The sequence below is a fragment of the Bradyrhizobium jicamae genome (assembly GCF_018130695.1).
GTDB lineage: Bacteria > Pseudomonadota > Alphaproteobacteria > Rhizobiales > Xanthobacteraceae > Bradyrhizobium > Bradyrhizobium jicamae_B.
Window position 1 is genome coordinate 1 of the sequence record NZ_JAFCJX010000023.1, and the last position, 24358, is coordinate 24358.

Annotated in this window: 27 protein-coding genes and 1 tRNA gene; 12 read left to right on the forward strand and 16 right to left on the reverse strand. The window is 65.2% G+C overall.

All coding sequences use genetic code 11. From position 1 onward, the window contains the following. Positions 1–548: 548 nt before the first annotated feature. Positions 549–1541, reverse strand: a complete 993-nt coding sequence (locus tag JQ604_RS28830; protein WP_212364074.1) for an aldo/keto reductase — start codon at positions 1539–1541, stop codon at positions 549–551. Positions 1542–1651: 110 nt separating this feature from the next. On the opposite strand from JQ604_RS28830, the gene JQ604_RS28835 reads away from it, so the two are divergent. Further along, positions 1652–2545, forward strand: coding sequence for a LysR family transcriptional regulator (locus JQ604_RS28835; protein WP_212364075.1), 894 nt, complete (start codon positions 1652–1654; stop codon positions 2543–2545). A gap of 299 nt (positions 2546–2844) precedes the next feature. Here JQ604_RS28835 and JQ604_RS28840 read toward each other — a convergent pair whose 3' ends face one another. The 3 genes from JQ604_RS28840 to JQ604_RS28850 form a co-directional block, all read right to left on the reverse strand. Next, positions 2845–3663, reverse strand: coding sequence for a YkgJ family cysteine cluster protein (locus tag JQ604_RS28840; RefSeq protein ID WP_212364076.1), 819 nt, complete (start codon positions 3661–3663; stop codon positions 2845–2847). A 234-nt stretch (positions 3664–3897) separates the two neighbouring features. Further along, a complete protein-coding gene (locus tag JQ604_RS28845; RefSeq protein WP_212364077.1) occupies positions 3898–4932 on the reverse strand; it encodes an FUSC family protein in 1035 nt (344 codons plus the stop codon). A 96-nt stretch (positions 4933–5028) separates the two neighbouring features. After that, positions 5029–5349 (reverse strand): PilZ domain-containing protein, encoded by a 321-nt coding sequence (locus tag JQ604_RS28850; RefSeq protein ID WP_212364078.1) that lies wholly within the window; start codon positions 5347–5349, stop codon positions 5029–5031. Between the two features lie 320 nt (positions 5350–5669). Between JQ604_RS28850 and JQ604_RS28855 the strand changes: the two genes are divergently transcribed. The 4 genes from JQ604_RS28855 (at position 5670) to JQ604_RS28870 (ending at position 10574) form a co-directional block, all read left to right on the forward strand. Then, entirely contained in the window at positions 5670–7187 is a 1518-nt protein-coding gene (locus tag JQ604_RS28855) for an AMP-binding protein (protein ID WP_212364079.1), read from the forward strand. Between the two features lie 96 nt (positions 7188–7283). Then, positions 7284–8342 carry a DUF2252 family protein gene (locus JQ604_RS28860; RefSeq protein ID WP_212364080.1) on the forward strand — a complete coding sequence of 353 codons (1059 nt, stop codon included), beginning with the start codon at positions 7284–7286 and terminating at the stop codon, positions 8340–8342. Positions 8343–8494: 152 nt separating this feature from the next. Further along, positions 8495–9466: a S1C family serine protease gene (locus JQ604_RS28865; protein ID WP_212364081.1), complete on the forward strand. Its 972-nt coding sequence runs from the start codon at positions 8495–8497 to the stop codon at positions 9464–9466. 22 nt (positions 9467–9488) lie between these two features. Continuing rightward, the gene (locus JQ604_RS28870) at positions 9489–10574 is read left to right on the forward strand and encodes a dienelactone hydrolase family protein (protein ID WP_212364082.1); all 1086 of its coding nucleotides are present in this window, start codon (positions 9489–9491) and stop codon (positions 10572–10574) included. Positions 10575–10576: 2 nt separating this feature from the next. Here the strand turns inward: JQ604_RS28870 and JQ604_RS28875 are convergent, their stop codons facing one another. Then, positions 10577–11317 (reverse strand): SDR family oxidoreductase, encoded by a 741-nt coding sequence (locus JQ604_RS28875; protein WP_212364083.1) that lies wholly within the window; start codon positions 11315–11317, stop codon positions 10577–10579. A 121-nt stretch (positions 11318–11438) separates the two neighbouring features. Between JQ604_RS28875 and JQ604_RS28880 the strand changes: the two genes are divergently transcribed. Together JQ604_RS28880 and JQ604_RS28885 are read left to right on the forward strand one after the other, a co-directional pair. Then, positions 11439–12326 (forward strand): LysR family transcriptional regulator, encoded by an 888-nt coding sequence (locus JQ604_RS28880; protein ID WP_212364084.1) that lies wholly within the window; start codon positions 11439–11441, stop codon positions 12324–12326. 62 nt (positions 12327–12388) lie between these two features. After that, the gene (locus JQ604_RS28885; protein ID WP_212364085.1) at positions 12389–12595 is read left to right on the forward strand and encodes a hypothetical protein; all 207 of its coding nucleotides are present in this window, start codon (positions 12389–12391) and stop codon (positions 12593–12595) included. Between the two features lie 220 nt (positions 12596–12815). Here the strand turns inward: JQ604_RS28885 and JQ604_RS28890 are convergent, their stop codons facing one another. From JQ604_RS28890 to JQ604_RS28905, 4 genes are all read right to left on the reverse strand, one after another. Beyond that, positions 12816–13472: a DsbA family protein gene (locus JQ604_RS28890; protein WP_212364086.1), complete on the reverse strand. Its 657-nt coding sequence runs from the start codon at positions 13470–13472 to the stop codon at positions 12816–12818. Between the two features lie 34 nt (positions 13473–13506). Then, positions 13507–14289 carry a sulfite exporter TauE/SafE family protein gene (locus JQ604_RS28895; RefSeq protein WP_212364087.1) on the reverse strand — a complete coding sequence of 261 codons (783 nt, stop codon included), beginning with the start codon at positions 14287–14289 and terminating at the stop codon, positions 13507–13509. A 124-nt stretch (positions 14290–14413) separates the two neighbouring features. After that, positions 14414–14857, reverse strand: coding sequence for a PaaI family thioesterase (locus tag JQ604_RS28900; protein ID WP_212364195.1), 444 nt, complete (start codon positions 14855–14857; stop codon positions 14414–14416). 5 nt (positions 14858–14862) lie between these two features. Beyond that, on the reverse strand, positions 14863–15297 hold the full coding sequence (locus JQ604_RS28905; protein WP_212364088.1) for an acyl-CoA thioesterase: 435 nt from the start codon (positions 15295–15297) through the stop codon (positions 14863–14865). A gap of 94 nt (positions 15298–15391) precedes the next feature. On the opposite strand from JQ604_RS28905, the gene JQ604_RS28910 reads away from it, so the two are divergent. After that, positions 15392–15946 (forward strand): TetR/AcrR family transcriptional regulator, encoded by a 555-nt coding sequence (locus JQ604_RS28910; protein ID WP_212364089.1) that lies wholly within the window; start codon positions 15392–15394, stop codon positions 15944–15946. Positions 15947–16176: 230 nt separating this feature from the next. On the opposite strand, the gene mddA is transcribed toward JQ604_RS28910, so the two are convergent. The 4 genes from mddA to JQ604_RS28930 all read right to left on the reverse strand — a co-directional run bounded on the left by mddA (position 16177) and on the right by JQ604_RS28930 (position 17929). Next, the gene (mddA, locus tag JQ604_RS28915; protein ID WP_212364090.1) at positions 16177–16950 is read right to left on the reverse strand and encodes a methanethiol S-methyltransferase; all 774 of its coding nucleotides are present in this window, start codon (positions 16948–16950) and stop codon (positions 16177–16179) included. 63 nt (positions 16951–17013) lie between these two features. Next, the gene (locus JQ604_RS28920) at positions 17014–17223 is read right to left on the reverse strand and encodes a hypothetical protein (RefSeq protein ID WP_212364091.1); all 210 of its coding nucleotides are present in this window, start codon (positions 17221–17223) and stop codon (positions 17014–17016) included. A 4-nt stretch (positions 17224–17227) separates the two neighbouring features. After that, complete coding sequence (locus JQ604_RS28925) at positions 17228–17566, reverse strand: hypothetical protein (RefSeq protein WP_212364092.1); 339 nt, start codon at positions 17564–17566, stop codon at positions 17228–17230. Between the two features lie 57 nt (positions 17567–17623). Continuing rightward, positions 17624–17929, reverse strand: coding sequence for a nickel-binding protein (locus tag JQ604_RS28930; RefSeq protein WP_212364093.1), 306 nt, complete (start codon positions 17927–17929; stop codon positions 17624–17626). 187 nt (positions 17930–18116) lie between these two features. Between JQ604_RS28930 and JQ604_RS28935 the strand changes: the two genes are divergently transcribed. Beyond that, positions 18117–19910 (forward strand): winged helix-turn-helix domain-containing protein, encoded by a 1794-nt coding sequence (locus JQ604_RS28935; protein WP_212364094.1) that lies wholly within the window; start codon positions 18117–18119, stop codon positions 19908–19910. Positions 19911–19997: 87 nt separating this feature from the next. On the opposite strand, the gene JQ604_RS28940 is transcribed toward JQ604_RS28935, so the two are convergent. Continuing rightward, positions 19998–20495, reverse strand: a complete 498-nt coding sequence (locus JQ604_RS28940; protein ID WP_212364095.1) for a hypothetical protein — start codon at positions 20493–20495, stop codon at positions 19998–20000. 181 nt (positions 20496–20676) lie between these two features. On the opposite strand from JQ604_RS28940, the gene JQ604_RS28945 reads away from it, so the two are divergent. Further along, positions 20677–20955, forward strand: a complete 279-nt coding sequence (locus JQ604_RS28945; RefSeq protein WP_212364096.1) for a PsiF family protein — start codon at positions 20677–20679, stop codon at positions 20953–20955. 153 nt (positions 20956–21108) lie between these two features. Next, complete coding sequence (locus JQ604_RS28950) at positions 21109–22173, forward strand: AbrB family transcriptional regulator (RefSeq protein WP_212364097.1); 1065 nt, start codon at positions 21109–21111, stop codon at positions 22171–22173. 114 nt (positions 22174–22287) lie between these two features. Here the strand turns inward: JQ604_RS28950 and JQ604_RS28955 are convergent, their stop codons facing one another. After that, positions 22288–22824 carry a disulfide bond formation protein B gene (locus tag JQ604_RS28955; protein ID WP_212364098.1) on the reverse strand — a complete coding sequence of 179 codons (537 nt, stop codon included), beginning with the start codon at positions 22822–22824 and terminating at the stop codon, positions 22288–22290. Between the two features lie 151 nt (positions 22825–22975). On the opposite strand from JQ604_RS28955, the gene JQ604_RS28960 reads away from it, so the two are divergent. Further along, a tRNA-Leu gene (locus JQ604_RS28960) sits at positions 22976–23060 on the forward strand. A 225-nt stretch (positions 23061–23285) separates the two neighbouring features. Here JQ604_RS28960 and JQ604_RS28965 read toward each other — a convergent pair. Further along, entirely contained in the window at positions 23286–24182 is an 897-nt protein-coding gene (locus JQ604_RS28965; RefSeq protein WP_212364099.1) for a LysR family transcriptional regulator, read from the reverse strand. Between the last annotated feature and the right edge of the window lie 176 nt (positions 24183–24358).

Sequence of the window (24358 nt, forward strand, 5' to 3'; positions counted from 1 at the left end):
AGGTTCGGCGGAGGCATCCGGCCTTCCCTGCGCGATGGCTTTACGGCTTATACGTGCTCGCCCTGGTGAGACTCTGCTTTTGTGCCACCATCGTCCACGATCGGCTTTGGGCCTTTCGCGTGCATGCCACCTGCATCGGGGCGGCAGGCCCACACGACTTCGCCGTCCGCCTTGCGCACACACGCCTGTCGCACGCTCGGCGGCCACCGCATCGTCACCCACGTTCGTGGCGTTCGCGAGCGCCCCTCGTGTCGGGTGAGGTGGACATATTGTTAGCATATTCAGAAGTTCGTGTAAAGAGGAATATTTTTGCCGGGAGCTCTTGCCTCGTCGGGCAAATCAGCGGTCTAATGTCAGCGGGAGCGCACAGATCCGTAGAGCGGATTAGCCGTAAGGCGTAATCCGCCGACCGACGTCGCGGCAAAAGATGGCGGATTACGCTTCGCTAATCCGCCCTACGCATTCTGCCCCCGGATATCGTTAAGCCTGTCATCGGGCGCGCGTTCGCGCGAGCCGTTGGCTCATCCGGGCAACGAACCGACCGGCCCTCACCGGCCGACCAGCCGCTGCAGGTGCTCCGGATAGCGTGCGCCCTGGACGTCGACTGCCGCCACGGCGTCTGCGATCTCGGCGAGATCGGCCGGCGTCAGCGCCACATGGGCAGCACCGATGTTCTCCTCGAGCCGATGCAGCTTGGTGGTGCCGGGGATCGGCACGATCCAGGGTTTTTGCGCGAGCAGCCAGGCCAGCGCGATCTCGGCCGAGGTCGCGCCGTTGGCTGCTGCGATCTTGCCGAGCAGGTCGACGAGGGCCTGGTTCACCTGCCGCGCCTCAGGCGAGAAGCGCGGCACGATGTTGCGGAAATCGCCGCTGTCAAAGGTCGTCGTCGCGTTGATCGCGCCGGTCAAAAAGCCCTTGCCGAGCGGGCTGTAGGGGATGAGGCCAATGCCGAGTTCCTCCAGCGTCGGCAGGATCACCGCTTCGGGCTCGCGCCACCACAGCGAATATTCGCTCTGCAGCGCGGTGACCGGCTGCACGGCATGCGCGCGGCGAATGGTCTGCGCGCCGGCCTCGGAGAGGCCGAAATGCCGAACCTTGCCGGCGGCGATCAGATCCTTCACCGCACCCGCGACGTCCTCGATCGGCACGTCGGGATCGACGCGATGCTGATAGAACAGATCGATCACGTCGGTGCGCAGCCGCTTCAGCGAAGCCTCCGCCACCGCCTTGATGTGATCGGGACGGCTGTTCAGGCCACGCTGCTGGCCGGTTGCGGGATCGATGTCGAAGCCGAACTTGGTGGCGATGACGACATCCTTGCGGAATGGCGCCAACGCCTCGCCGACCAGTTCCTCGTTGGTGAAGGGGCCATAGACCTCGGCGGTGTCGAACAGGGTGACGCCGCGCTCGACGGCGGCGCGGATCAGCGCGATGCCCTGCCCCTTCTCGACCGCGGGGCCGTAACCGAAACTCAGGCCCATGCAGCCCAGGCCGAGGGCCGAGACTTCGAGATTGCTGTCGCCAAGCTTGCGCTTCTGCATCGTCTTACTCCGCTGTCGCCGAACCAATGTCGTCGCGGCGTGATTTAGGGCGTGCGGCCGCGAGCGATTAGGCATAAAAATTGGCATGTACTCATGAATCTGGTTCATCAATGCCGCGGCATGACGTCAACGATCTGATCGCTTTCCTCGCAGTTGCCCGGGAACGCAGCTTTACGCGCGCGGCGGCTCAGCTCGGCGTGTCGCAATCGGCATTGAGCCACACCATCCGCGCGCTGGAGGAACGTCTCGGGGTTCGCCTGTTGACCCGCACCACGCGCAGCGTCGCGCCGACCGAAGCGGGCGATCGGCTGCTGCAGAACGTCGGCCCGCGCCTTGACGAGATCAATGCCGAGCTCGCCGCGCTCAGCGCCTTGCGCGAGACACCGGCCGGCACGATCCGCATCACGACCGGCGAGCATGCCGCCGAGAGCATCCTGTGGCCGGCGCTGGCGAGGCTCTTGCCGCGCTATCCCGACATCAAGGTCGAGCTCACCGTCGACTATGGCCTGACCGACATCGTCGCCGAGCGCTACGACGCCGGCGTCCGGCTGGGCGAGCAGGTCGCAAAGGACATGATCGCGGTGCGGATCGGGCCCGATTTCCGCATGGCGGTGGTCGGCACGCCGGCCTATTTTAAACAGCGCGAGCGGCCGAAGCATCCGCAGGACCTGACGCACCACGCCTGCATCAACATGCGCCTGCCGACCTATGGCGGCATCTATGCCTGGGAGTTCGAGAAGCGCGGCCGCGCCATGCGGGTGCGGGTCGACGGACAGACGGTGTTCAACAGCATCGCGCTGCGGATGAACGCGGTGATGTCCGGGCTCGGTCTTTCCTATCTGCCGGAGGATCAGGTGCGCGCACAGCTGGCGAAAGGGCAATTGGTCCGCGTGCTCGACGATTGGTGCCCGCCGTTTCCAGGCTATCACCTCTATTACCCGAGCCGACGACAATCCTCGCCGGCCTTCGCGCTGCTGGTCGATGCGCTGCGCTATCGGGGTTAAGTGGCAAGAATGCAGATTAAGTGTGCGAGTCTTAGCGGAACGCTGCAATGTGAGGGACGCACCGGCAGAAGGGTTCCCTCCCCCCTTGCGGGGGAGGGTTAGGGAGAGGGGTAGCTACACGACGTGCTCTCTCCGACTGCGTTTCGACAATGATCGAAAGGTTGCGCGAGCGATGAACTCATCGATCATCTCGCCCGGGGCTTACCCCTCTCCCCAGCCCTCCCCCGCAAGGGGGGAGGGAGCCCGTCCAGCGTGCTCACCTCACGTCGTGGAATGATCACCGCCCGCCGCCGCATCCGTCACACCCGCATCTGCTTCGTCAGTTCGAGCAGCGCCGGCCGGTACGGCGCGTGCGGGTCGTCGTCGTCGTTGTCGGGAACGGCGCAATGGCCGAACTCGTGCTGGATGCGCTGGATCTCGGCGACGCGTTCGCCGAGGCGCTGCAGGTGCTCCAGCGACTGCGCCTTCCAGTAGCGGAAGGTGTCGTTGCCGAGCGGGAAGAACGCGGTGCCGAACAGCGTCGGCTCAGGGACGATGGTGCGTCCGAGCAGCATGAACTTCTGGTCGCCGACGATGACGAGCGTCGCATAGCTGCGGCTACCGCCGACCCGGATGCCCCGCAGCGACAATTCGCAGAGCTTGCTGAAGTAGGGCTCCTCGCGCCAGCGGTCCGGGTTTTCGATGTCGACTTGCACGTTGAGCGCGTCGAGGCTGAAATGCAGCACGATGCCGGCCGCCTCGGGGAACCAGTCGTCGTCGACATGGCCCTGCAGCCAGGCGCAGCTGAAGGAACGGCACATCCGCGGACGCTCGTTGTAGATCGTGCAGCCGCCCGACGTGGAATATTTGCAGACCTGGTTGACCGGCTTGCCGACATCCATCACCTCGAGCACCTTGCAGCACAGCGAGCATGAGCCGCAGCTCCGCACCGTCGGTGTCACGGGGATGCCGAGAGCCCAGGAACCCTGCCCTTCGCGGAACAGCAGCTTCTGCTTCTCCAGCGATTGCAGCGCGCGCTCGGCCTTGAGCCTGGATAGTCCGGTGGCGTCGATGATGCTTTTTGTCGTGGTCGCGCCGCTCTCGATCGCGCGCACGACCAGAAGAGTCACCTGATCCATTTTCTTTTTCTTATGCGGCCTTTAGGCCTTGTTATTGAGTGTCGACACTGCGACGGCGTTGCCGAATACCTTCGAAAGTCACGTAATCAGATCAATAGTATTGAGCAATGAATCGCGCGCACGCGAATGAATGCTGCGTTCATTCGAAACAATTCGTCGTGATGTCCGCGCGCCGCGCCGCGTGGCCGCGCTGAAAACGGTATTGCGATATCGATGCGACGGATCGAAGTACCGTCAAAGCCGCGCTTGCGGCTGTCCCGGCTGTTTTCGCGCGACGCGCTGCCAGACCAGATCCGTCAGGGCCACGGCGAGGAGACCAAACACACCGCCGATCAGCACATTGGCGATGCGCTCTTCCGCGATCCCGCTGGCGCCCCCGGCGAAAGCGGCGGCAAGCGCGATGAAGAAGCATCGCGAGCCGAAGCCAATGACGTAGCGCGAGAAGGAGATCAGTGTCAGCGTGGCGGCGAGGATCGCGAGCGAATAGCCGATCCGGCTTTGCGGTAATGCGATGCCGGCGAGCAGGCCGAGCGGAACGCCGACCAGCGCGCCCATCGCCCGCTGCTTCAGCTTGCCGCTGGAGGCCGAGAGGTCACCGACCACGACGCTGGCGGCCGACCACATCACCCACTGCCCCTGCTTGAGGTCGAGCAGTTCGACCAGGGCTGCGGCGGCAAACACCGCAATCGCCGTCGCGGCAGCGGGGAGAAACCATTGCTGCGCGGCGGCGCCAAAGCGAGACGACGCCGGGTAGTCATCCGGCCGTCGGTCGCGAAGCCGGATCGCACAGACCAGCGCCAGCGCCAGCGGCGATGCCGCCACGATGATGCCGGCATGGCGCAACGCTTCCGGCGCACTGATCCCTTCCCGCACCTCGCAGGCGAGATAGACCGCCGGGATGAACACCCAATTGCCGAGCGTGCGCAGCGCCTCGCCATAGCGCGTGACGGCGACGGCAAGGAAACCGGCGAGCGCCGTCAACGCCACGAACAGCGGCTTGATCGGCGCGACGAGGAAGAGCACGCCGAAGGTGACGAGGATGACGAGATAATGCAGCGCGACGGCGCGTGGCGGCAGCCGCAGCTTCAGCGCGGGAATCAGCAGCGAGATCGCGATCAGGCCGAGGTTCAACAGCGCCGGCTCGCGCAGGACAACATAGGCCGCGACCAGCGGACCGATCACCACGATCGCGCGCAGCAGCTCGTGATGCTTGATCTCCTGGCGCAGGAGATCTTGCAGCCTCGCGATCGGTTGATACGACGGACTCAACGTGCACCGGCGGGATCAATGCTTGGGGACCCGCAGGTTGCGCGGATCGTGACGGATTGTCCATCACGTCCTGGCTTGACGACGCCGGGATTGAGCTCAGGCGGGCGCGCTGGCCACGTCGTCGGCCGTCTCAGCGGCCGGTTCAGCCACGACGAACTTCAGGCCGTAGGATTTGCCGCGGCGCCAAACCACCTCGCACGGGTAACGCTTGGCATGATCGGCGAGCAGCGCCAGCGACAGCCGGTCCTTGACGTCGAGCTCGACGTCGGTCGTGATCTTGGCGCCGCCGGGCGAGACGTCGACCACGGCGCATTCGCGCTCCGTCATGCCATCGCCGACCGTGATCCAGGCTGCACGATTGTTGAGCTGACGTCGCGGTTCGCGACTGACTTTCATCCTTGCGCCGTTGGTCGCCATGATGTCATCCGAGGAGGTGTGGACCGCATGCAGTTAATGTGATCATCGCAGCGCGCGAAAACCGTTCGGCCTACAACATCGCCGTCCACGATGGAACATCCCGCGTAAAATCCGCCTTAGCGCGATATCTTGAACTTTAGCGATTATGAATGCGGCTTTTGATCAATCGGGATTCCGCAAGCACATCAGCAAGATACCTTCCCTAGCGGCGCACGGAATGCTTGACCGCGGCAGCCTCTGTTGGTGAACTGTCGCCGTGGCCTCGCGCCGCGCCCCGCAACGAGAGCGGCCTGCAAGCCGCCTTTTTCAGGAAACGCCCGATGCTGATCCCTCTCGCCGACGTGCCGCGCTGGCACGCCGAACGCAAGCCGGCCGACACGATCGCGGTCAGTCACGGCACGGATACGCTGACCTGGGACCAGCTCGAGCGCCGCGCCAATGCGCGAGCGCGGGCGTTTGCGGCCAAGGGCGTCAAGGCGGGCGACTTCGTCGCGATCGGGCTGCCGAACGGCAATGCGTTCTTCGAGACCAGCTTTGCGGTGTGGAAATGCGGGGCGACACCGACCTCGCTGTCGTGGCGCCTGCCGCGCGGCGAGGCGGCCGCGGTGCTCGACATTCTCAAGCCCGCGCTGGTGGTCGGCGGCGAGGCCGACTGGAATGCGCCGAACGCGCTGCCCGCCGATTTCGTGCCCGACGGTTTCTCCGACGCGCCGCTGGATGCGCCGGTGGCGCGTTACTGGAAGGCGATGACGAGCGGCGGCTCGACCGGGCGGCCGAAGGTGATCCTGGATCACAACCCCGCCGTGATCGACACGGCGGCGCCGCTGATGCTCGGGATTCCGCCTGAGGCCTCGTTGCTCAATCCCGGGCCGCTCTATCACAACGCGCCCTTCATCCTGTCGCACATGGCGCTGGTCAGCGGCGGGAAGCTCACCGGCATGGTGAAGTTCGACGCCGAGGAGACGCTGCGGCTGATCGCGGAGAACCGCGTGCAGTGGGTCAATTTCGTGCCGACCATGATGCACCGGATCTGGGCGCTGCCCGAGGAGGTGCGCAGACGCTACGATGTGTCGAGCCTGCAGATCGTGTTTCACATGGCTGCTCCGATGCCGCCATGGCTGAAGGAGAAATGGATCGAATGGCTCGGCCCGGAAAAAATCTGGGAGCTCTATGGCGGCACCGAGCGGCAGGGCGCCTGCGTGATCTCCGGCGTCGAGTGGATGGCGCACAAGGGTTCGGTCGGCAGGATCGGCGAGACCGCGAAGCTGCGCATCATCGGCGAGGACGGCAACGACGTGCCGACGGGGCAGACCGGCGAGATCTATTTCCTGCCCAATGACGGCGCCGGCTCGACCTATCATTATCTCGGCGCCGCACCGAAGCGGCGGCCGGATGGCTGGGAGTCGCTCGGCGATATCGGCCGGCTCGATGAAGACGGCTATCTTTATCTCGGCGACCGCCTCGCCGACATGGTGCTGCGCGGCGGCGCCAACATCTATCCGGCGGAGGTCGAGGCCGCCGTGAGCGCGCATCCGGACGTCCGTTCCTGCGTCGTGGTCGGGCTGCCAGATCCGGAGTTCGGCCAGCGCGTGCACGCGATCCTCGAGCTCGACGAAAAGGCGGATGCGCAGGCGATCGCTGACGGCATGGGCGATTTCCTCAGCGACCGATTGAGCCGCTACAAGCATCCCGAGAGTTTCGAGATCTCGCACACGCCGATCCGCGACGATTCCGGAAAGGTCCGCCGCACGCTGCTGCGCGACGAGCGCGCGGCCTGGCTGAAGGAGAACCGCGAATTCCGCATCCTGCCGGCGCGCGGCAAGGCGAAGGCGGAGTAGATACCAGCTCGCCGGGACGTTCTCTTGTCGCACACCCTGAGGTAGGATCGGATCTTCCGCGGCCAACATGTGGCGCAGATCCGAACCGGGGATGCCATGTCCTTTCGAGACGACAACAAGGCCTTCGAGCGCTGGCTTGCGAAGCAGTGCGACGTCGTCACATCCGACATCCATTACAAGCACGGCCTGATGAAGGAGGACGCGTTCCGCTTCCTGCGCGCAACCTATTTCCGCTGGGCGCGCAAGATCGGCGACTGGTGCCCGGAGCTGATGGACGCGCCGAAGGTGCTGTCGGTCGGCGACCTGCATCTGGAGAATTTCGGCACCTGGCGCGATGCCGACGGGCGGCTGGTGTGGGGCGTCAACGATTTCGACGAAGCCGCGGTGATGCCCTTCGTGCTCGATCTGCTGCGGCTTGTGACCAGCATCCGGCTGGCAAAGCTGCCCGCGATCAGCTCACGCGAGGCCGCCGATGCCGTGCTCGCAGGCTATCACGACGGGCTTCGTCATCCGCAGCCGGCGCTGCTGTTCGAGGGAGAAACCTGGCTCAGGCCCTATGCCGAGCCGGGCAAAGGCAAGCCGGAGAAGTTCTGGAAGGAGGTCAAGGACTATCGGACCTGCAAGCCGCCGGCGAAGATCGCAGCCGCGCTGCGCACAAGCATGCCGCGCGACATCGAGAGCATTCGCTTCGGCCGCGTTCTCAAGAAGGGCGGCGGCAGCCTCGGGCGGCCGCGCTATGCGGCGATCGCCTATTGGCACGGCGGCCAGATCGTGCGCGAGGCGAAGGCGCTGGTGCCATCGGCATGGAATTGGGCGCATGGCAAGACCGGCAGTGCGAAACTGTATTTCAAGGCGCTGGCGGACAGCCGGTACCGCGCGCCCGATCCCTTCCTCGATGTCAAACATGAATTCATCCTGCGACGCATCGCGCCGGATTCGCAGAAGATCGAGCTCGGCGACGACGTCCGCCGCAAGCTGCAGCGCAGGCTGATCAAGGCGATGGGTTTCGATCTGGCATCGATCCATGCCGCAGGCGCAACCCGGGTCGACAAATTGAAGGCCGACCTGAAACGGCGGCCGCGCAGCTGGCTGGACCACGCTGCCGCGGTCGCCGAGGAGAAAGTCAAGCGCGACTTTCGCGAATGGTGCGGCTGACGCGGCGCCGGGCTCGCGCGATCTGCCACCTCGATCATTGGCCATTTCATTGTTATATTTGGCCGAAGCGGACGGTTGTTCCGGATCGCGATCTATTCGACCTTGCGCGGCGTTGATCCCGTCATTCCGCGCGATCCTGCGGAGACCTCCCCATGGCTTCCTTGTCCGAGTGGAAAGTGCCAGCGGCCTTTCAGCCCCGTCCCGAAGACTATCGCTTCGATCTTGATCGCGCACTGTCGTCGGTGGTGGGCTTGCATTCGATCATTCCCTCCGATGCGTTCAGCGCCGAGACGCTCGGCACCGAGCGCGCCGGCAACGGCGTCTTGATCGACGACGGGCTGGTGCTGACGATCGGCTACCTGATCACCGAGGCGGAAGCGGTGTGGCTGCATCTCGGCGATGGCAGCGTGGTGCAAGGGCATGCGCTGGGCTTCGACTTCGAATCCGGCTTTGGCCTCGTGCAGGCACTCGGCCGGCTCGATCTCGATCCGCTGCCGCTCGGCTCGTCGGCGCTGACGCGCGTCGGCGACAATGTCGTGGTCGCGGGCTCCGGCGGCCGCACCCGCTCGGTGGCGAGCCAGATCGCAGCCAAGCAGGAATTCGCCGGCTACTGGGAATATCTGCTCGACGAGGCGATCTTCACCTATCCCTCGCATCCGAACTGGGGCGGCACCGCGCTGCTCTCCAACAGCGGTGAAGTGCTCGGCATCGGCTCGCTGCAGCTCGAGCGCGAGAAGGCGGGCAAGGCCGAGCATGTCAACATGATCGTGCCGATCGATCTCTTGAAGCCGGTGATCAGCGATCTGCGCAAATTCGGCCGCGTCAACAAGCCGGCGCGGCCGTGGCTCGGCATGTATTCGACCGAGATCGACAACCGCCTGGTCGTCGTCGGCATCGCCAGCAAGGGCCCGGCGGCGCGCGCCGAGCTGAAGACCGGCGACGTGATCCTCGCCATCGCCGGCGACAAGGTGACGAGCCAGACCGCGTTTTATCGCAAACTCTGGTCGCTCGGCTCGGCCGGTGTCGACGTGCCGCTGACGGTCTATCACGAGGGCGTCACCTTCGACGTGACGCTGAGCTCGACGGATCGCTCGAAGCTGCTGAAGGCGCCGCGGCTACACTAATTCCAAGCAAGAGGCGCCGGCGATGAGCGAGGCCGTGGTTGACGACATCGTGGCCGTGCTGCCGCCGCTGTTGCAGACGCTGGAGGGGCTCGCCTTTGTCGCGCGCAATCTCAATCCGGCGGAGTTCGGCCGCGTGATGGAGATCGCGGGCGAGCCGGACGAGGCGTTGAAGGCGGCGCGGCCGCTCCTCACCGATTGGCCGTTGAACTTCGCGCATATCAGGGTGGCGCTGGAAACAGCCAGCGATGCGGCGCTCGCCGGCTATGCGGGCCTGCGCGCCGTGGCGCGCGGCGAAGGCGACCTCGTCAGCGTGTTCCGCGCGCTGCGTCACACGCCGCGGGCGCTTGAGGCGCTGTATCCGCTGTGCGCCAACCTGCCGCCGGTGAGCAGCTTCTTCATCGAGCCGTCGCTGCGCGAGGATCAAGCCCTGCAGGCGAAGCTCGACGCGCCGCCGCATGACGACACCGGCGTCTTCCATGAGGGCAACGAGCCCGGCAGCCGCGGCGGCTTCTCGCTCTACGTGCCCGAATATTACACGCCCGATCGTGCCTGGCCGCTGGTGATGGCGCTGCATGGCGGCAGCGGCAATGGCCGCGGCTTTCTCTGGAGCTGGCTGCGCGACGCCCGCAGCTTTGGTGCCATCCTGATCGCGCCGACCGCGACCGGTCAGACCTGGGCGCTGATGGGCGAGGACAGCGACACGCCAAACCTCAACCGCATCCTCGATCACGTCCAGTCGCGCTGGCGGATCGATCACAGCCGCCTGCTGCTGACGGGCATGAGCGACGGCGGCACGTTCAGCTATGTCAGTGGGCTCGAACACAGCTCGCGCTTCACGCATCTGGCGCCGGTGTCCGCAACCTTCCATCCGCTGATGGCGGAGATGGCCGACGCGGACCGGCTGCGCGGCCTGCCGATCCACATCGTGCATGGCAAGCAGGACTGGATGTTCCCGGTGCAGACCGCGCGGCAGACCCGGCAATTGCTCTCCGCCGCCGGCGCCGACGTGGTCTATCGCGAGCTCGACGATCTCAGCCATTGCTATCCGCGCGAGATGAATGTCGAGATGCTGCGCTGGCTGAATGGCGAAAGATCCGGCGACGCCTGACGTCAGACCACTCCGCCATTGGCGCGCAGCGTCTGGCCGTTGATCCACGCGCCGTCGGGACCGACGAGGAAGGCGACGGCGGAGGCGATGTCGTCGGGCGTGCCGAGCCGCTCCAGCGGCACCATCTTCGCAAAGCGATCGATCAGCTCCGGCGACTTGCCGTTGAGGAACAGATCGGTCGCGGTCGGGCCCGGTGCGATCGCATTCACGGTGATCGAGCGTCCCCGCAATTCCTTCGACAGGATCGCGGTCAACGATTCGATCGCCGCCTTGGTCGCCACATAGATGCCGTAGCTCTCGAGCCTGGTGCCGACCACGCTGGTCGAGAAGTTGACGATGCGGCCGCCGTCGCGCAGCCGCCGCGCCGCCTCGCGCATGGTGTTGAAGCTGCCCTTCAGGTTGACCGTGACCTGCTGGTCGAACAATGCGTCGTCGCTGTCGGCGATCTTCGCGAGCCTCATGATGCCGGCATTGTTGACGAGCACGTCGACGCCGCCGAACGCTGCTTCCGCCGCGTCGAACATCCCGCGCACCGCATTGGCGTCGCTGACATCGGCCTTCGCGGTCATCGCCCGGCCGCCGGCCGCCTCGATCTTGCCCGCCAACGCCTCGGCCGGCCTGGCGTCGCCGGAATAGTTGATGACGACGATGAAGCCGTCCCGCGCGAGCCGTTCGGCGACCGCCGCGCCGATCCCGCGCGAGGCACCCGTCACCAGTGCTACCTTGTTGGATTGATTGGTCATTTTTTGTCTCCCATCGGTTGATGCGGCGGCGCCGCGTTCGATGGGAGGACGCTACGGCTTGGCGTCCGCCGGATAATCGTGCATTTTCTGGCAATACTGTTCGCAATATCCGGATAATGACATGGACCGGTTCGAGGCCATGCGCGTGTTCACCCGCGTGGTGGAGCGGCGCAGCTTTTCGCTCGCCGCCGACGATCTCGGCCTGCCGCGCTCGACGGTGACCGACGCGGTGAAGGGGCTGGAGGCGCGGCTCGGCGTGCGGCTGCTGGAGCGCACCACGCGCACGGTGCGGCCGACGCTCGACGGCGAGGCGCACTACCGCCGCTGCCTGTCCCTGATCGCCGATCTCGAAGACGCCGAGGGTGCGTTCGGCGGCGCCAGGCCGAAGGGAATGTTGCGCCTCGAAGTGCAGGGCACGCTGGCGCGCCACTTCCTGCTGCCGAACCTGCCGGGCTTCCTCGACCAATACCCGGAGATCGAAATCACCATGAGCGAGAGCGATCGCTGGGTCGATCTCATTCGCGAAGGCGTCGATTGCGTGCTGCGCTTCGGCCATCTGCCCGACAGCGACATGATCGCGCGCCAGGTCGTGATGCTGGATCGCCTGACCTGCGCCGCGCCGGGTTATGTCGCGCGCCGGGGCACGCCAACCGATCCGCTCGCGCTCGACGGTCATCGCATGATCGGCATCCGCTCGCTCACCACGGGACGCTTGCGGCCGATGGAATTCGTGATCGACGGCGCGTTGAAGGAAGTCCCGCTGCCGGCGCCGATGTCGGTGACCGGGCCGGAGAGTTATCTCGCCTCCGCAAGACTCGGCCTCGGCCTGGTGCAAGTGCCGCGCTTCCACGCCGAGACCGATCTCGCCGAAGGACGGCTGATCGCGGTGTTGACACAATGCCCGCCGCCGTCGGTCCCGGTCTCCCTGCTCTACCCACGCAACCGCCAGCTCTCGCCCCGCGTCCGCGTATTCATCGATTACGTGATGCGCGCGTTCGGGCGGGGCTGATGGAACGCGGGAACCATCTCCGCCCCCGCGACGTTATCTGCGGGAACATCGGAGGAGTTGTGATGCGGACGTTTTTCGGGATGATTTTGGGCGCGCTGCTGCTGGTTTGCGGCGTCTACGTTTATGATTCCATGCAGACGTCGAGCGTGGCCAACGGACAGGTGGCGCACAACAGCCGTACCATCGTCAATTGGGATGTTGCCGCCGAGAACTGGAATGCGCTGAAGACCCGTGCGCACGAGGAATGGACCAAGGTCGCGGCCAAATAAGGCGCGCCTGTACGATCCGCACATGCAAATGGCCTCTCCCGCGGGAGAGGCCATTTCTCATTTCAGATTTCTCAATCGCGAGCGTCGTGCTTGCGGAAGAGGTGAAGGCGAGACCGCCGCTAGAGCATGATCCGGAAAAGTGTGAAGCGGTTTTCCGAAAAGATCATGCTCAAGCAAAGAGCTAAAGCGCGATGACGATCCAATCTAATCTCATCGCGCTTTAGTTCGCGCGACCCATATTCGCCTTGCGGGCGTCGGCGATGACCTGCTCGAACTGATCCATGCTGAGCACGCCGGGCACGCGGTACTTGCCGACGATGAAGGACGGCGTGCCCTTGAAGCCGAAGGCTTCGGCCTGGTCGTTGTTGCGCGCGAGGATGGCGTCGATCGCCTTCGCGTTGGTTTCGAGATCCTTCTTCAGCCGATCCATGTCGATGCCGGCGCCGGCCAGGAGCTCGTTGATGCGCGGTTCGGTAATGCGCGAGCTCACGCCGATCATCGCCTCATGCGCGGCGACGAATTTGTCCTGATATTTCGCCGCCAGCGCCATCCGCGAGGCGACCACCGACACCGGCCCGAGGATCGGCCAGTCCTTCAGCACCAGGCGGACCTTGCCGTCGTCCTGCACCACCTGGCGCATCTCGGGCTCGATCTTGCGGCAATACGGGCAGTTGTAATCGAACCATTCGACGATGGTGATGTCGCCGCGCGGGTTCCCGATGACGGGGATATCCGGGTCGCGCAGCACCTGCGATTCGGTCACCACCTTCTCCTCTTCCTCCGCGCGGGCGCGGCCCGCGGCGAGCAGGACGGCACCGGTGCCGAGCAGGCCAAGCGCAGCGCGGCGGGTGGGAGTGGGTTTGATCGAACGGGTCATATTGGGTCTCGCGAGAGCTCTCACCCTCCTACGTTCAGGAGGCAGACATGTTACGCAGCAACATATAGATCGCCACCACGATAATGACAGACGCAAACACAATGTTGAGCGCGCCGCGGCGTTCCGACAGGTGCCGCGCCGACCGCGTTCCCGCAAGGCCGCCGACGACGCCGCCGGCCACGAATAGCGCCGCCAGCCCCCAGGAGACCAGCCCTGACCACGCATAGCTCAACGCCGTGGTCATGCCGAACGCGGTCACCGCGACCAGCGAGGACGACACCGCATTCATGATCGGCATGCCCGTCGCCAGCATCAGCGCCGGCACGATCAGGAAGCCGCCGCCGATGCCAAAGAAGCCGGACATGGTGCCGGTCGCCAATCCAAGCCCGGCGATGGCCGGCATGTTGGACATGTCCATCTTGACGTCGGACAGCCCGACCCGCGCGCGGTTCTTCAGCATCAGCGCGGCGATGACAAGCATCACCAGCGAGAACAGCGCCAGCAGCTTCTGGCCATCCAGCATCTTGCCGAGGATCGAGCCACCGAATGCGCCGACCATGCCAGACACGGCGAACAGCAGCGCGCAGGACCAGATCACCGTGCCGCCGCGGGCGTGGTTCGAGAGATTGACCGCGGCATTGGTCGCGACCGCGATCGCGCTGGTGCCGATCGCGACATGCGGCTCGGGTACGCCGACCACATAGACCATCAGCGGCACGGCCAAGATCGAGCCGCCGCCGCCGACCAGGCCGAGCGAAAACCCGACCAGCGAGCCGGAGGCCAGGCCAAGCAGACTTTGCGTTGCGGATAGAAGCAAGGTTGGGACTCACGTTACGGGCGAGACCCTAGAAGAATTTTTCACCCCGCGCCATGCCAGGAGCACAAAACTGCACTGCAACAGCTATCTGCGTTGCAGTCATTCCATGGCCGTGTGCCAGCAACTAATTCCGCATCGGCAGCGCCATCAGCGTGCCCGTCATGGTCGCGACCAGCGTCTCGGCGCCGTTGTCCTCGGCAAAGGCCCTCGCGTCGCAGACGGTCAGCGTGCGGCCGGGCTTGACCACAACAGCGCGGAAGACAAATCGCTGCCCCTTCGCCGGCGCCAGCAGATTGGTCTTGAACTCCACGGTGAGGATGCCGGTATCGACAGGCATCAAGGTGAAGGCGGCGATGCCGCAGGCATTGTCGAGGCCGGCGGTGATGATGCCGGCATGCACAAAACCGTGCTGCTGGGTGAAGTCGGGCGAATAGCCCATCACGAGGTCGACCTCGCCCGGCTCCATCCGCGCGATGGAGATGCCGAGCGTCTTCATCGCGCGCTGGCGCTCGAACGTGTCGGCGGCGTTGGCGCGGTAGTCGGGGTTCTTCGGCTCGAAACGCGGCATGGCGGTCACACGGCCTCCACTTCGGCCGGTGCGAGATGGCGCATCGCCGCGTTGCGAATATCCGGCGCGAACGGCGCCGACTTGCGCAGCCTGCGATCCATGTGCACGCCCGTGATCTCGCAGGTCGCGGCAATCTCAGAGGTCTCGGCGTTGCGCATCTCGTGCATGAAGCGGATCGACTTGTCGCCGATCTCGAGCAGGCGGCTCCTGACCTCGACGATGTCACCGGCAAGCAGCTCGCGCTTGTAGGCGATGTTCTGCTGCACGGCGGCCATGCCGCGGCCGGAGTCGCGCAAATAGGTCGGCGTCAGCCCAAGCCGCGCGAAGAAATTCCAGTTCGCCTCGTCGAACTTGCCGACATACCACATGATGTTCATGTGCCCGACATGGTCGCAGTGCCACGGATAGACCGTGCCGCGATAGGTCGCCTCGCTTTCCACGTGCGCGCTCCCGCTTCTTGATCTTGATACGGTAGCGTATCACAGCGAATCCGGGTTAGCAATACGGCACCGTATCAGCGACGGACGGGGCCAAATGACTGAAGGCAAAGGCGATGTCTGGGTGGCGGCGGGCTTTGCCGAGCTTGCGCGCTCCGGCGTCGAGGGCGTACGGGTCGAGGTGGTGGCGAAGAATCTCGGCGTCACCAAGGGCGGCTTCTATCGCCGCTTCAGGGATCGTGCCGCGCTGCTCGAGGCGATGCTGCAGAACTGGCGCGACGGCCGTGTCGCCGCGATCGAGAAGCAGACCGCGCTCGACGGCGCCAGCGCGCGCGAGCGGCTGAAGGCGCTGATCAGACTCTACTCCGAGCGGATGAACACCGACGCGATGGCGATCGAGCTCGCGATCCGGCAATGGGCGCGGATCGACGAGAGCGCAGCCGCCGCGGTCGCAAGCGTCGACGATGCGCGGCTGAAGAATGTCGGCCAGCTCTATCGCGCGACCGGGCTCGCCCCTGAGGAAGCCGACGCGCAGGCTTTCCTGTTCTACTGCTTCATCTTCGGCCAGAGCCTGCTGTTTCCCCAGCGCGGCCCGCGCAAGCGCGCGCAGCTGGTGGCGAAATCGGCCGACAAGCTGGTGGAGGAGGGGTAGGATAATGGCGCTTCGCATCGCCACGGATGCTTCTCCCCTTCTCCCCTTGTGGGAGAAGGTGGCGCGAAGCGCCGGATGAGGGGTATGTCTCCGCTTGCGAGATTTATCCGTGTGGAGAGATACCCCTCACCCGGCTTCGATGCTCGCGCATCGAAACCACCCTCTCCCACAAGGGGAGAGGGTGCACCGAGATCATTGCCGCCGGTCGCTTTCGCAGTTGATTTGTCCCGTCAAAACAGGCCCGGGATCAGCATGGCGACCTTCTGCCTGTAGCGCCGGTATTGATCGCCGAACAGCGCCACCAGATCGCGCTCCTCGAGCCAGATCCCGACGAAGATATAGGCCGTCGTCACGGCTGCGAACAGCAGATGGCCCAGTGTCATGGTCGGCGTCGACCAGAAGGCGATGATGAAACCGAGATAGATCGGATGCCTGATCAGACGATAGAGGCCGGGCGTCCTGAACTTCATCGGCTCCGCGAGCCGCCCCGCAAAGTGCGTGACGACCTGCGTCAGCCCGAACAATTCGAAATGGCTGATCAGAAACGTGCTCCACAGCACGATCAGCCAACCGATGAAGCCGCCGGCAACCGCGGCATAAGCCAACGCAGGTGTTTCGAGCTGCCACACGATGATCGTGATCGGCTGCCATTGCCAGAACAGCAGGAGCAGGCTGGCGCTTGCCAGCAGCACATAGGTGCTGCGTTCCAGCGCGGGCGACGCAATGGTTGCGAACAGCCGCTTGAAGCCCTGGCGCGCCATCCCGCTGTGCTGGACGGCGAACAGGGACATCAGCGCAAGATCGACGACGATCGCTTGCAGCGTCGAACCCGCTGCACCGCTGTCGATCGACTTGGGCACGACGAGCTGCGAGACGAAGCCGATGGCGTAGAGGAAGGCACCGAGGAAAACGAGATAGGCCAGCACGCCGTAGCTCAGCACGAGGGTGCGCGCGGCGAGCGAGCTGCGGGTCTGGATCGGCCCGCTTTGCATGGTGATGGACATGTCGTGGTCTCCAGATGTGGGGTGAGGTATGGACGGCTGCGGGCGATCGCGCGCAGCCCTTCATCAGACGCGTCGCCCGGTGCAGGCTTTCTTCACGTTGCAATCGCCGCCCGGGCAATTGGCGGCCTTGCGCTTGTCGGCGCCTTGCGGCGCTGCGACGCGGCCGCTGGTCGCCTCGCGAAATGACTGCGAGGCCGCGGCAAGCGACATCACCACGGCAACGATCGTTCCGATCGCAAGCATGGCGGCTTTGGACTTGAATCGCGTGACCATGGGATTATTCCTCAGCAGTGAGCGATTGCAGGAACGCCCGTGCGTCAGGCTGCAGCTGGACGATGGTGTCTTGGACGATGGTGTCTTGCGGCTTCGCCGCGGCGGGCGAAAGCGAACCGGCAAGGATCAGCCCGAACAGCAGGGCACGTACGCTGGTGCGCCTGCTGCGGTCGCTTTCGTCCTCCTGATCGTCGGGCTCCTTCATGAACCGGAGGGCCGCCCGCTCGCGCTTCGCCAGCATGCCGGCGACCGAGCGGTTGATGAACCGGCGGACGTGGAGGAGAACAGCCGTGAGATAACGGTGCGACAGGCTGAGCGCGGGCGCCTCGAACTGGATCGACATGGTCATTTCCTTTCAGCGGATTCATGGGTTGAAGACGGCGCCCGCGCTGACGTGCTGCTATTCAGCGGCGGCCACCGGTTGCGCGGGATCGCTGCGCACGACGACAGTGGCGGCGACCTTGTAGAATTCCTCGCCGGGCATGCCGACGCGCCGTGCGTGTTCGCGGATCGACTCACCGTCGCGCGCCTCGTAGATGCAGAAGGTGCCGATGCGGCCGTCGGCTTCATGGACCACATAGCTTCGGATCCAGCGGACGCGGTCGGACATCTGCTCGTTGCCGATCCGTGCCGACGTGGCGCCGGCGGCTTCCAGCTCGCTCATGTTGGCCCAGGCGCTCGGACGGCGAATGACGTAGAGTTCCATCTGATATCTCCTCATGGGTTGGAACCGTTGACCGATCGGCCGGAAACGACCGAAGGCACGAGGAGCTATAGGGGCGAGCGCGGCTGACGGTCCTTACCGCGGCCTGATCATTTCCTGATCCTTGTCCGATCCTCGGCTGATCCTTGTCCCTGGCTGAACCTTTTCCCGTCTGCCCGGACATAACGATATGACCCTCAGGTTTGGACTCTTCGAGCTCGATGAAGCGAGCCGCGCCCTGACCTGCGCGCGGAAGGAAATCTCCTTGCAGCCGCGCGTCTTCGATCTTTTGGTCTATCTGGCGAAACATCGCGATCGGGTCGTCACGAAGGACGAGTTGCTTGACGCCATCTGGCCGCATGTGACCGTCACCGACAATTCACTGCAGCGCGCCGTGAGCATCCTGCGCACCGTGCTGCGCAAGGGCGGCATCGACAATGCCGTGCGGAATGTTCCGGGCACCGGCTATCGATTCTGCATCGACGCCGCCCGCGACCAGCAGGCTCGCGCGCCGGAGGCGACCGAGACCGAAGCGCTGGACGTGCGCGCGCAAGCGCGGGGCGCCGCGACCGCGCAGGCATGGGACGAGGCCGCAACGCTGTTCGAGCAGGCCGAGACGATTGGTCCGCTCGACGGTGAAGATCTGCACCAATGGGCCCTCGCCCTGCAATGCACCGGCAAGAGCGATGCGGCGATCCCGCTGCTGGTTCGCGCCGTGAGCGCGCACACCAAGGCCGCCAAAGTGCCGCTGGCCGTCATCGACGCCGTCACGCTGTCCGGCCTGCATTTCGAGCGCGGTCAGGCCGCCATCGCCAAGGGCTGGCTGGCGCGCGCGGAGGATTGGGCGTCCGAGATCGAGAATCCGGCGACGACGGCGCTGATCCTCTGGATGAAGTCGAAGGTGGCCGCGTTCGACGGCGAGCCGGAACTGGCGCTGTCACTTGCCGACGACGCCTATGGCGCGGTCCGGCACGGGGATGCCGTCAACATCGAGGCGCTCAGCCTCGTCTACCGCGGCTTCTATCGGCTGTGCCTTGGCGATACGCGCGCAGGATTGGCCGATCAGGACCATGCCGCGACGCTGGCGCTGTCCAGCAGCGATCTCGATCCGATCCTGGGCGGCATCCTCTACTGCAACATCCTGTGGGCTGCGCGCATGTTCGGCGATTGGGCGCGGGCGGACCAATGGACGCGGGGCTATCAAACATTCTGCTCCGAGAGCGGGATGGAATTGACCGGCTCGTGCCAGTTGCATCGTGCGGAAGTGCTTGGCGTCAGGGGCTCGCTCGGCGAAGCGCTGGCGCGGATCCAGGATTCGCTGGCGCGCCTGAGCGGCGAGGCGCCCTGGTCGATCGGCGATGCCAACCGCGTGCTCGGCGACATTCAATCCGCCATCGGCAATGATGACGCCGCGCTCGAAGCCTATGACAAGGCCTATTCGCTGGGCTGGTGTCCGGAACCCGGCCGCGCGATGCTGTTGCTGAAGCGCGGTGAAGCGGAGGCCGCCTATGCCAGCCTCGAGCGCAGCCTGATCGGCAAGACCTGGTGGACCCTGCAGCGCCGGGGCATCCTGTTCGCAAATCTGGCGCTCGTTGCCGCGCACACGGGCCGGCACGCGCAGGCGCTGGAATTGATTGATGAACTGGCGGGAAGTCCCGACCGCTGGCCGATGCCGTCGATCCGGGCGCTGACCAACGAAGCCCAGTCCGTGCTCGCGCGCGCCGGGGGCGACGGCGAAGCCGCGCTACGGCATCTGCATCTGGCCCGGCAACTCTGGTCGAGCATCGAAGGAAAAGTGCAGGTCGCGAGGCTGAGGCTGCAGATCGCGAAGCTCCAGCTGGAACGTGAGGACGTTCGCGGCGCAGCCGCGGAGATTCATGCGGCGCAACTGCTCGCCGGCGAGTTGGGCTCCGACACGCTCCGCGCCGAATGCACGGCATTGCAGCGGGACATCGATCTGCGAAAGGCCGGACACGCGGCGTAAGGCCATCGCGTCGGAATGCTTGCGGCATCCAAACGAAAAAGCGGCCGGCATCACGCCGGCCGCTTTCGTCATTCGCTTCGTGGATTGTCAGGCCGCGCCCTTCAGCCGCTTGGTGCATTCGCTGTAATAGCCGCCGCCCTTCTGGATCCACTTCAGCCCGCCATTGCCGTTGGTGGTCTTGTTGGCGTTGTACTGGTCGACGCAGGTGTGCATGCGGGCCTTGCCTGCGCTCTCCTTGGCGTATTTCGGATCGACCGCGTTGGGATACACCGCCGGCATGCCGGGCATCGCAGGTGCTGCAGCGGGCGGCGGTGCGGCTTCCTTCTTGGCTTCCTTTGGCGCTGCGGGTGCGGGCGCCGGAGCAGGCGCAGCGACCGGCGCAGGCGCTGGGGCCGCCGTCGCATCGGCGCCGCACTGGGCCTTGCGGAAGTCGTTCCACTTCACATCGCCGGCCGTACCGGCAGCCTTCGCGGCCTTATACTTGGCGCTGCATTCCTGCATGGTCAGCGCCTGCGCCGGCGCGGTCGCCGCGAAGGCAAAACCCGACACCGCAATCGCGCACAACAGTTTGGCTTGAATGTTCATCCTTGGTCTCCCTTGGGGGGCATTGGCTTTAAGACAGTTATCCTAGCTCAACCCGAACTTGCGGCAACGCATGGTCCAACCACGGCATCAAAATATTGTGCCGGCGCGAATGCCGCATGTTCATGTGCGGTTCAGCATCCGCGCGCAACCGTCCGGCCTCCATTCTCCTGTGAGGTGCCCCATGACGAAAATCTCCGCGCTCGCGACTGCAACCGCTCTTGCCGCCCTGCTGCTGACCGGCTCGGCCTTCGCGCAGACGCCTGCGCCCGCCGCCAAGGACGCCACCAAGACCGAGGCGAAGGCGCCTGCACCTGCAGCGGACAAGAAGCAGCGCAGCGCGGTGTCGCTGGAGTGTTCGAAGGATGCCGACGCCAAGGGCCTCAAGGGCAAGGAGCGCAAGAAGTTCAGGAAAGAGTGCATGAAGGAAAAATCCGCAGCCGCGGCGCCGGCCGCGAAGTAACGCGCGATGCGATCGCCCTCTGCGTGGGGGTGAGGCGACGCCGACCACGCCTGGCGTGACGGAGGCAGCGGATGCAATGCTGCAATCGCGAGATGCATTTGTCCCGCGGTTGCGAATTTGCCATAACGCGGCGTGACCCTGATCCCCGCTCCGATGGCAACGGCCATTCCCGACCGCAGCAAGATCCTCAGCATGCTGGAGACGCTCGTCCTCGGCACCGCCGGCGGCCTGCTGTTCCTGTGGCTGAACCTGCCGGGCGGGCTGATCTCGGGTGCGATGGCTGCGGTGGCGATCGCCGCGCTGTTCGGCCGGCCGCTGGCGCTGCCGCCGATGGTGACGCAGTCCGTGCTGCTGCTGCTCGGCATCTCGCTGGGCTCGCTGGTGTCGCGCCAGCTGATCCAGCACATGAGCTCCTATCCGCTGACCATCGGCCTGTTGGCGCTCGCGACGTTCTGCTCGACCTTCGGCTCGAGCCTCTATTTGCAGCGCGTCCATGGCTGGGACCAGACCTCGGCGCTGCTCGCCGGCAGCCCCGGCGCACTGTCGCAGATCACCGTGCTCGCCGCCGAGAAGGGCGCCGACGTCGCCGCGATCGCGGTCGTGCAGACCATGCGCGTGATCATCCTGACCGCGGCGCTGCCGCTGATGCTCGCCGTCACCGGCGTGACGCACGGCGCGCCGCTGCCGCTGCCGACCACGGTCGCCTCCCCGCTCGGGCTCGCGGTCCTGGTCGGCGCTTCCGCAGGGGTCGCGCTGTTCCTGCGCTTCGTGAATTTTCCGGCGAGCTGGATGTTCGGCGCGATGCTCGCCTCCAGCCTGCTGCATGGCGCAGGTCTGGTCGACGGCGGCCTGCCGCCCTGGATCCGCAACGTTGCGCTGGTCGGGATCGGCGCGCTGATCGTCACCCGCTTCGCGCGGATGAAGACCTCGACCTTGCTCAGCCATGTCAATGCCGGGCTCGGCTCGTTCGCGGTCGCGATCATCATCTCGGCGATCTTCGTCACGGTGATCGCCTTCACCACCAATGTGCGGCTGTCCGACGTCGTGGTCGCCTTCGCGCCGGGCGCGATGGACGCCATGCTGGCGCTGGCGCTGACCCTGCACATCGATCCGATCTTCGTCGGCGCGCATCATCTGTCGCGCTTCGTGTTCGTCTCGATCACGACGCCGGGCATCGTCCATCTGTTCGCGCGAACGCAGGACGACGTGGACGATTAGCTAAACGGGCAGGTGCTGCGTAGGGTGGGCAAAGGAGCGTAGCGACGTGCCCACCATTCCCAGCGTGCTCGAGAAGGTGGGCACGCTACGCTTTGCCCACCCTACAATTCCCGATCAAACCCTGGCGGTCTTCGCCACGCCCCAGCCGGCGATCGCGGCCATCACGAGCGAGATCAGCACGTTGTAGCCGGCGAGCGAGATGCCGAGGAAGCGCCACTGCACCTCGTCGCAGCGGACCACCTTGACCTTGTCGAGCTGATCCAGCAGCGAGCCGGCCTTGCCGAAATCCACGATCGGCCCGGAGCAATCGGTCGGTCCCGGCCAGAAGCCCCATTCGACCCCGGCGTGATAGGTGCCGAGCGCGGCATTGGCGAGCGCAGCCAGCGCCAGGATCGCAAGCCCCGCCAGCAAGACCGGGCGCGGCGCGCCCTTCGCCGCGGCGAAGGCGACAACCGCGCCGAGCGGGACGGCGAGATAATAGGCATAGCGCTGCTCGAGGCAGAGCGGACAGGGCAGGATTTCGAGCACCAGCTGGAAGAACCAGGCCGCCGCCAGCGTCGCGGCCGCGATCAGCGCCACCGCGGCGGCTGAGGTCAGCGCGGGGTTGTTGGCGCCGGGTGTGGACAGCGAATCGGCGGTCGCGAGCGTCACGGAAAAATCTCCTGCGATCCCAGCGTGCTAGCCCCTCGAAGGCGGCCTGTCGAGCCGTCCGCCGATCAAAACCGCGCGGGTTGACCGTGACGGAACGCCCGCTATAGTCCGCCCGCTTCGCGACGCCAGCCTCCGGGCTGTTGGGGCGAATGCCCCTGTGGCGGAACTGGTAGACGCGCTCGACTCAAAATCGAGTTCCGCAAGGAGTGCTGGTTCGATTCCGGCCAGGGGCACCACGCAAAAAATTATAACAATAACTTAAGTCGCCGGTTCGATTCCGGTTTTCGCGAGAAAATTTTCGCGACACTTTGAAAACACCCGTAAAAATTCACCGCAGCCGTCCGATTTGCTGGCATTTTTGCTGGTATCGGATGAACGAACGCTAACAGTTAATTCTGATATTCAGAACTGAACATCGAGCAGACGGCCCGCAAGAACAAGCGCTTGGTCAGAACGCTTCGTCATGCGCGCAGCGCCGCATCGGCGCTCTTCAGCTCCTCCACCAGCATGTTCAGGAAATTAGTCACCAGCTTCGGCAACACGCGGCCCGACATGGTCTGCACCTGCAGGCTGCGCGCCGGCAACTCGCTGTCCCTGAGCGGCAGCGCTACGATCGAGCCGTCGCGGATCGAGGCGCCGTAGGAGATCGGGCTAGCAAACATCACTGCGCCGCCGAGTTTGCAGAAATGGCGCAAGCTCGCGACATTGGTCGAGACCAGCACCGGCTCGACGGCCAGCCCGCGCGACGAAAAATAGATGTCTACGATCGTGCGCACCGTCGTCTCGCTATCGAGCACGGCGACAGGATGGGCTAAAATGTCCTCGATTTGCACCGAAGCTCTCGCCGCCAGCGGATGGTGCGGCGCGACGAAGGCACGGGTCCGCGCCGCGCATTGCCAGTTGATCGTGACCCCGCGTTCAGGCTGTAGCACGAAGGCCAAGCCGAGATCGATTGCACCGGTACGGACATGTTCTGTCACCACCTGCGACGGCAGCACCTTGAGGTCGAAGGCGACATTGGGATGTCGCTGGCGGAAGGCGAGGATCGCCTCCGGAATGAAGCTCACCGCGAAGCCCTCGGTCACACCGAGCCGGATCAACCCCTTGCTGGCGCTGCGCAGTTCGCGGATCTCGTTGACGATCTGCTCGGTTTCGAGCTCGAGCCGCTGGGCATAGGCCGCGAGCGTCTGCCCGGCCTGGGTCGGGATCATGCCATGCGAACGCCGCTCGAACAGGCTCGAGTCGAGCTCCTTCTCCAGATTGGCGATCTGGCGGCTGACGGCCGAGGCGGCGACGCGCAGGCGCTGCGCCGCGGCGCTGACCGAGCCGGTCCGCGCCACCGCCAGGAAGTATCGCAAGGCCGTGCTCTGCATGCTCAGCGAGCATAGTGCTGTTTTGCCAAAACGGCAACGATTCATTCGAATCATTCTTATTGCAGCAAATGAGCTCCTTAGGCAGATTTCAGGCCGCAAGGACAGCGAACCGGCCTCGAGGCCGGAGCCGCGTCCCGCCATGCGAGCGCAAGGTTGCGAGG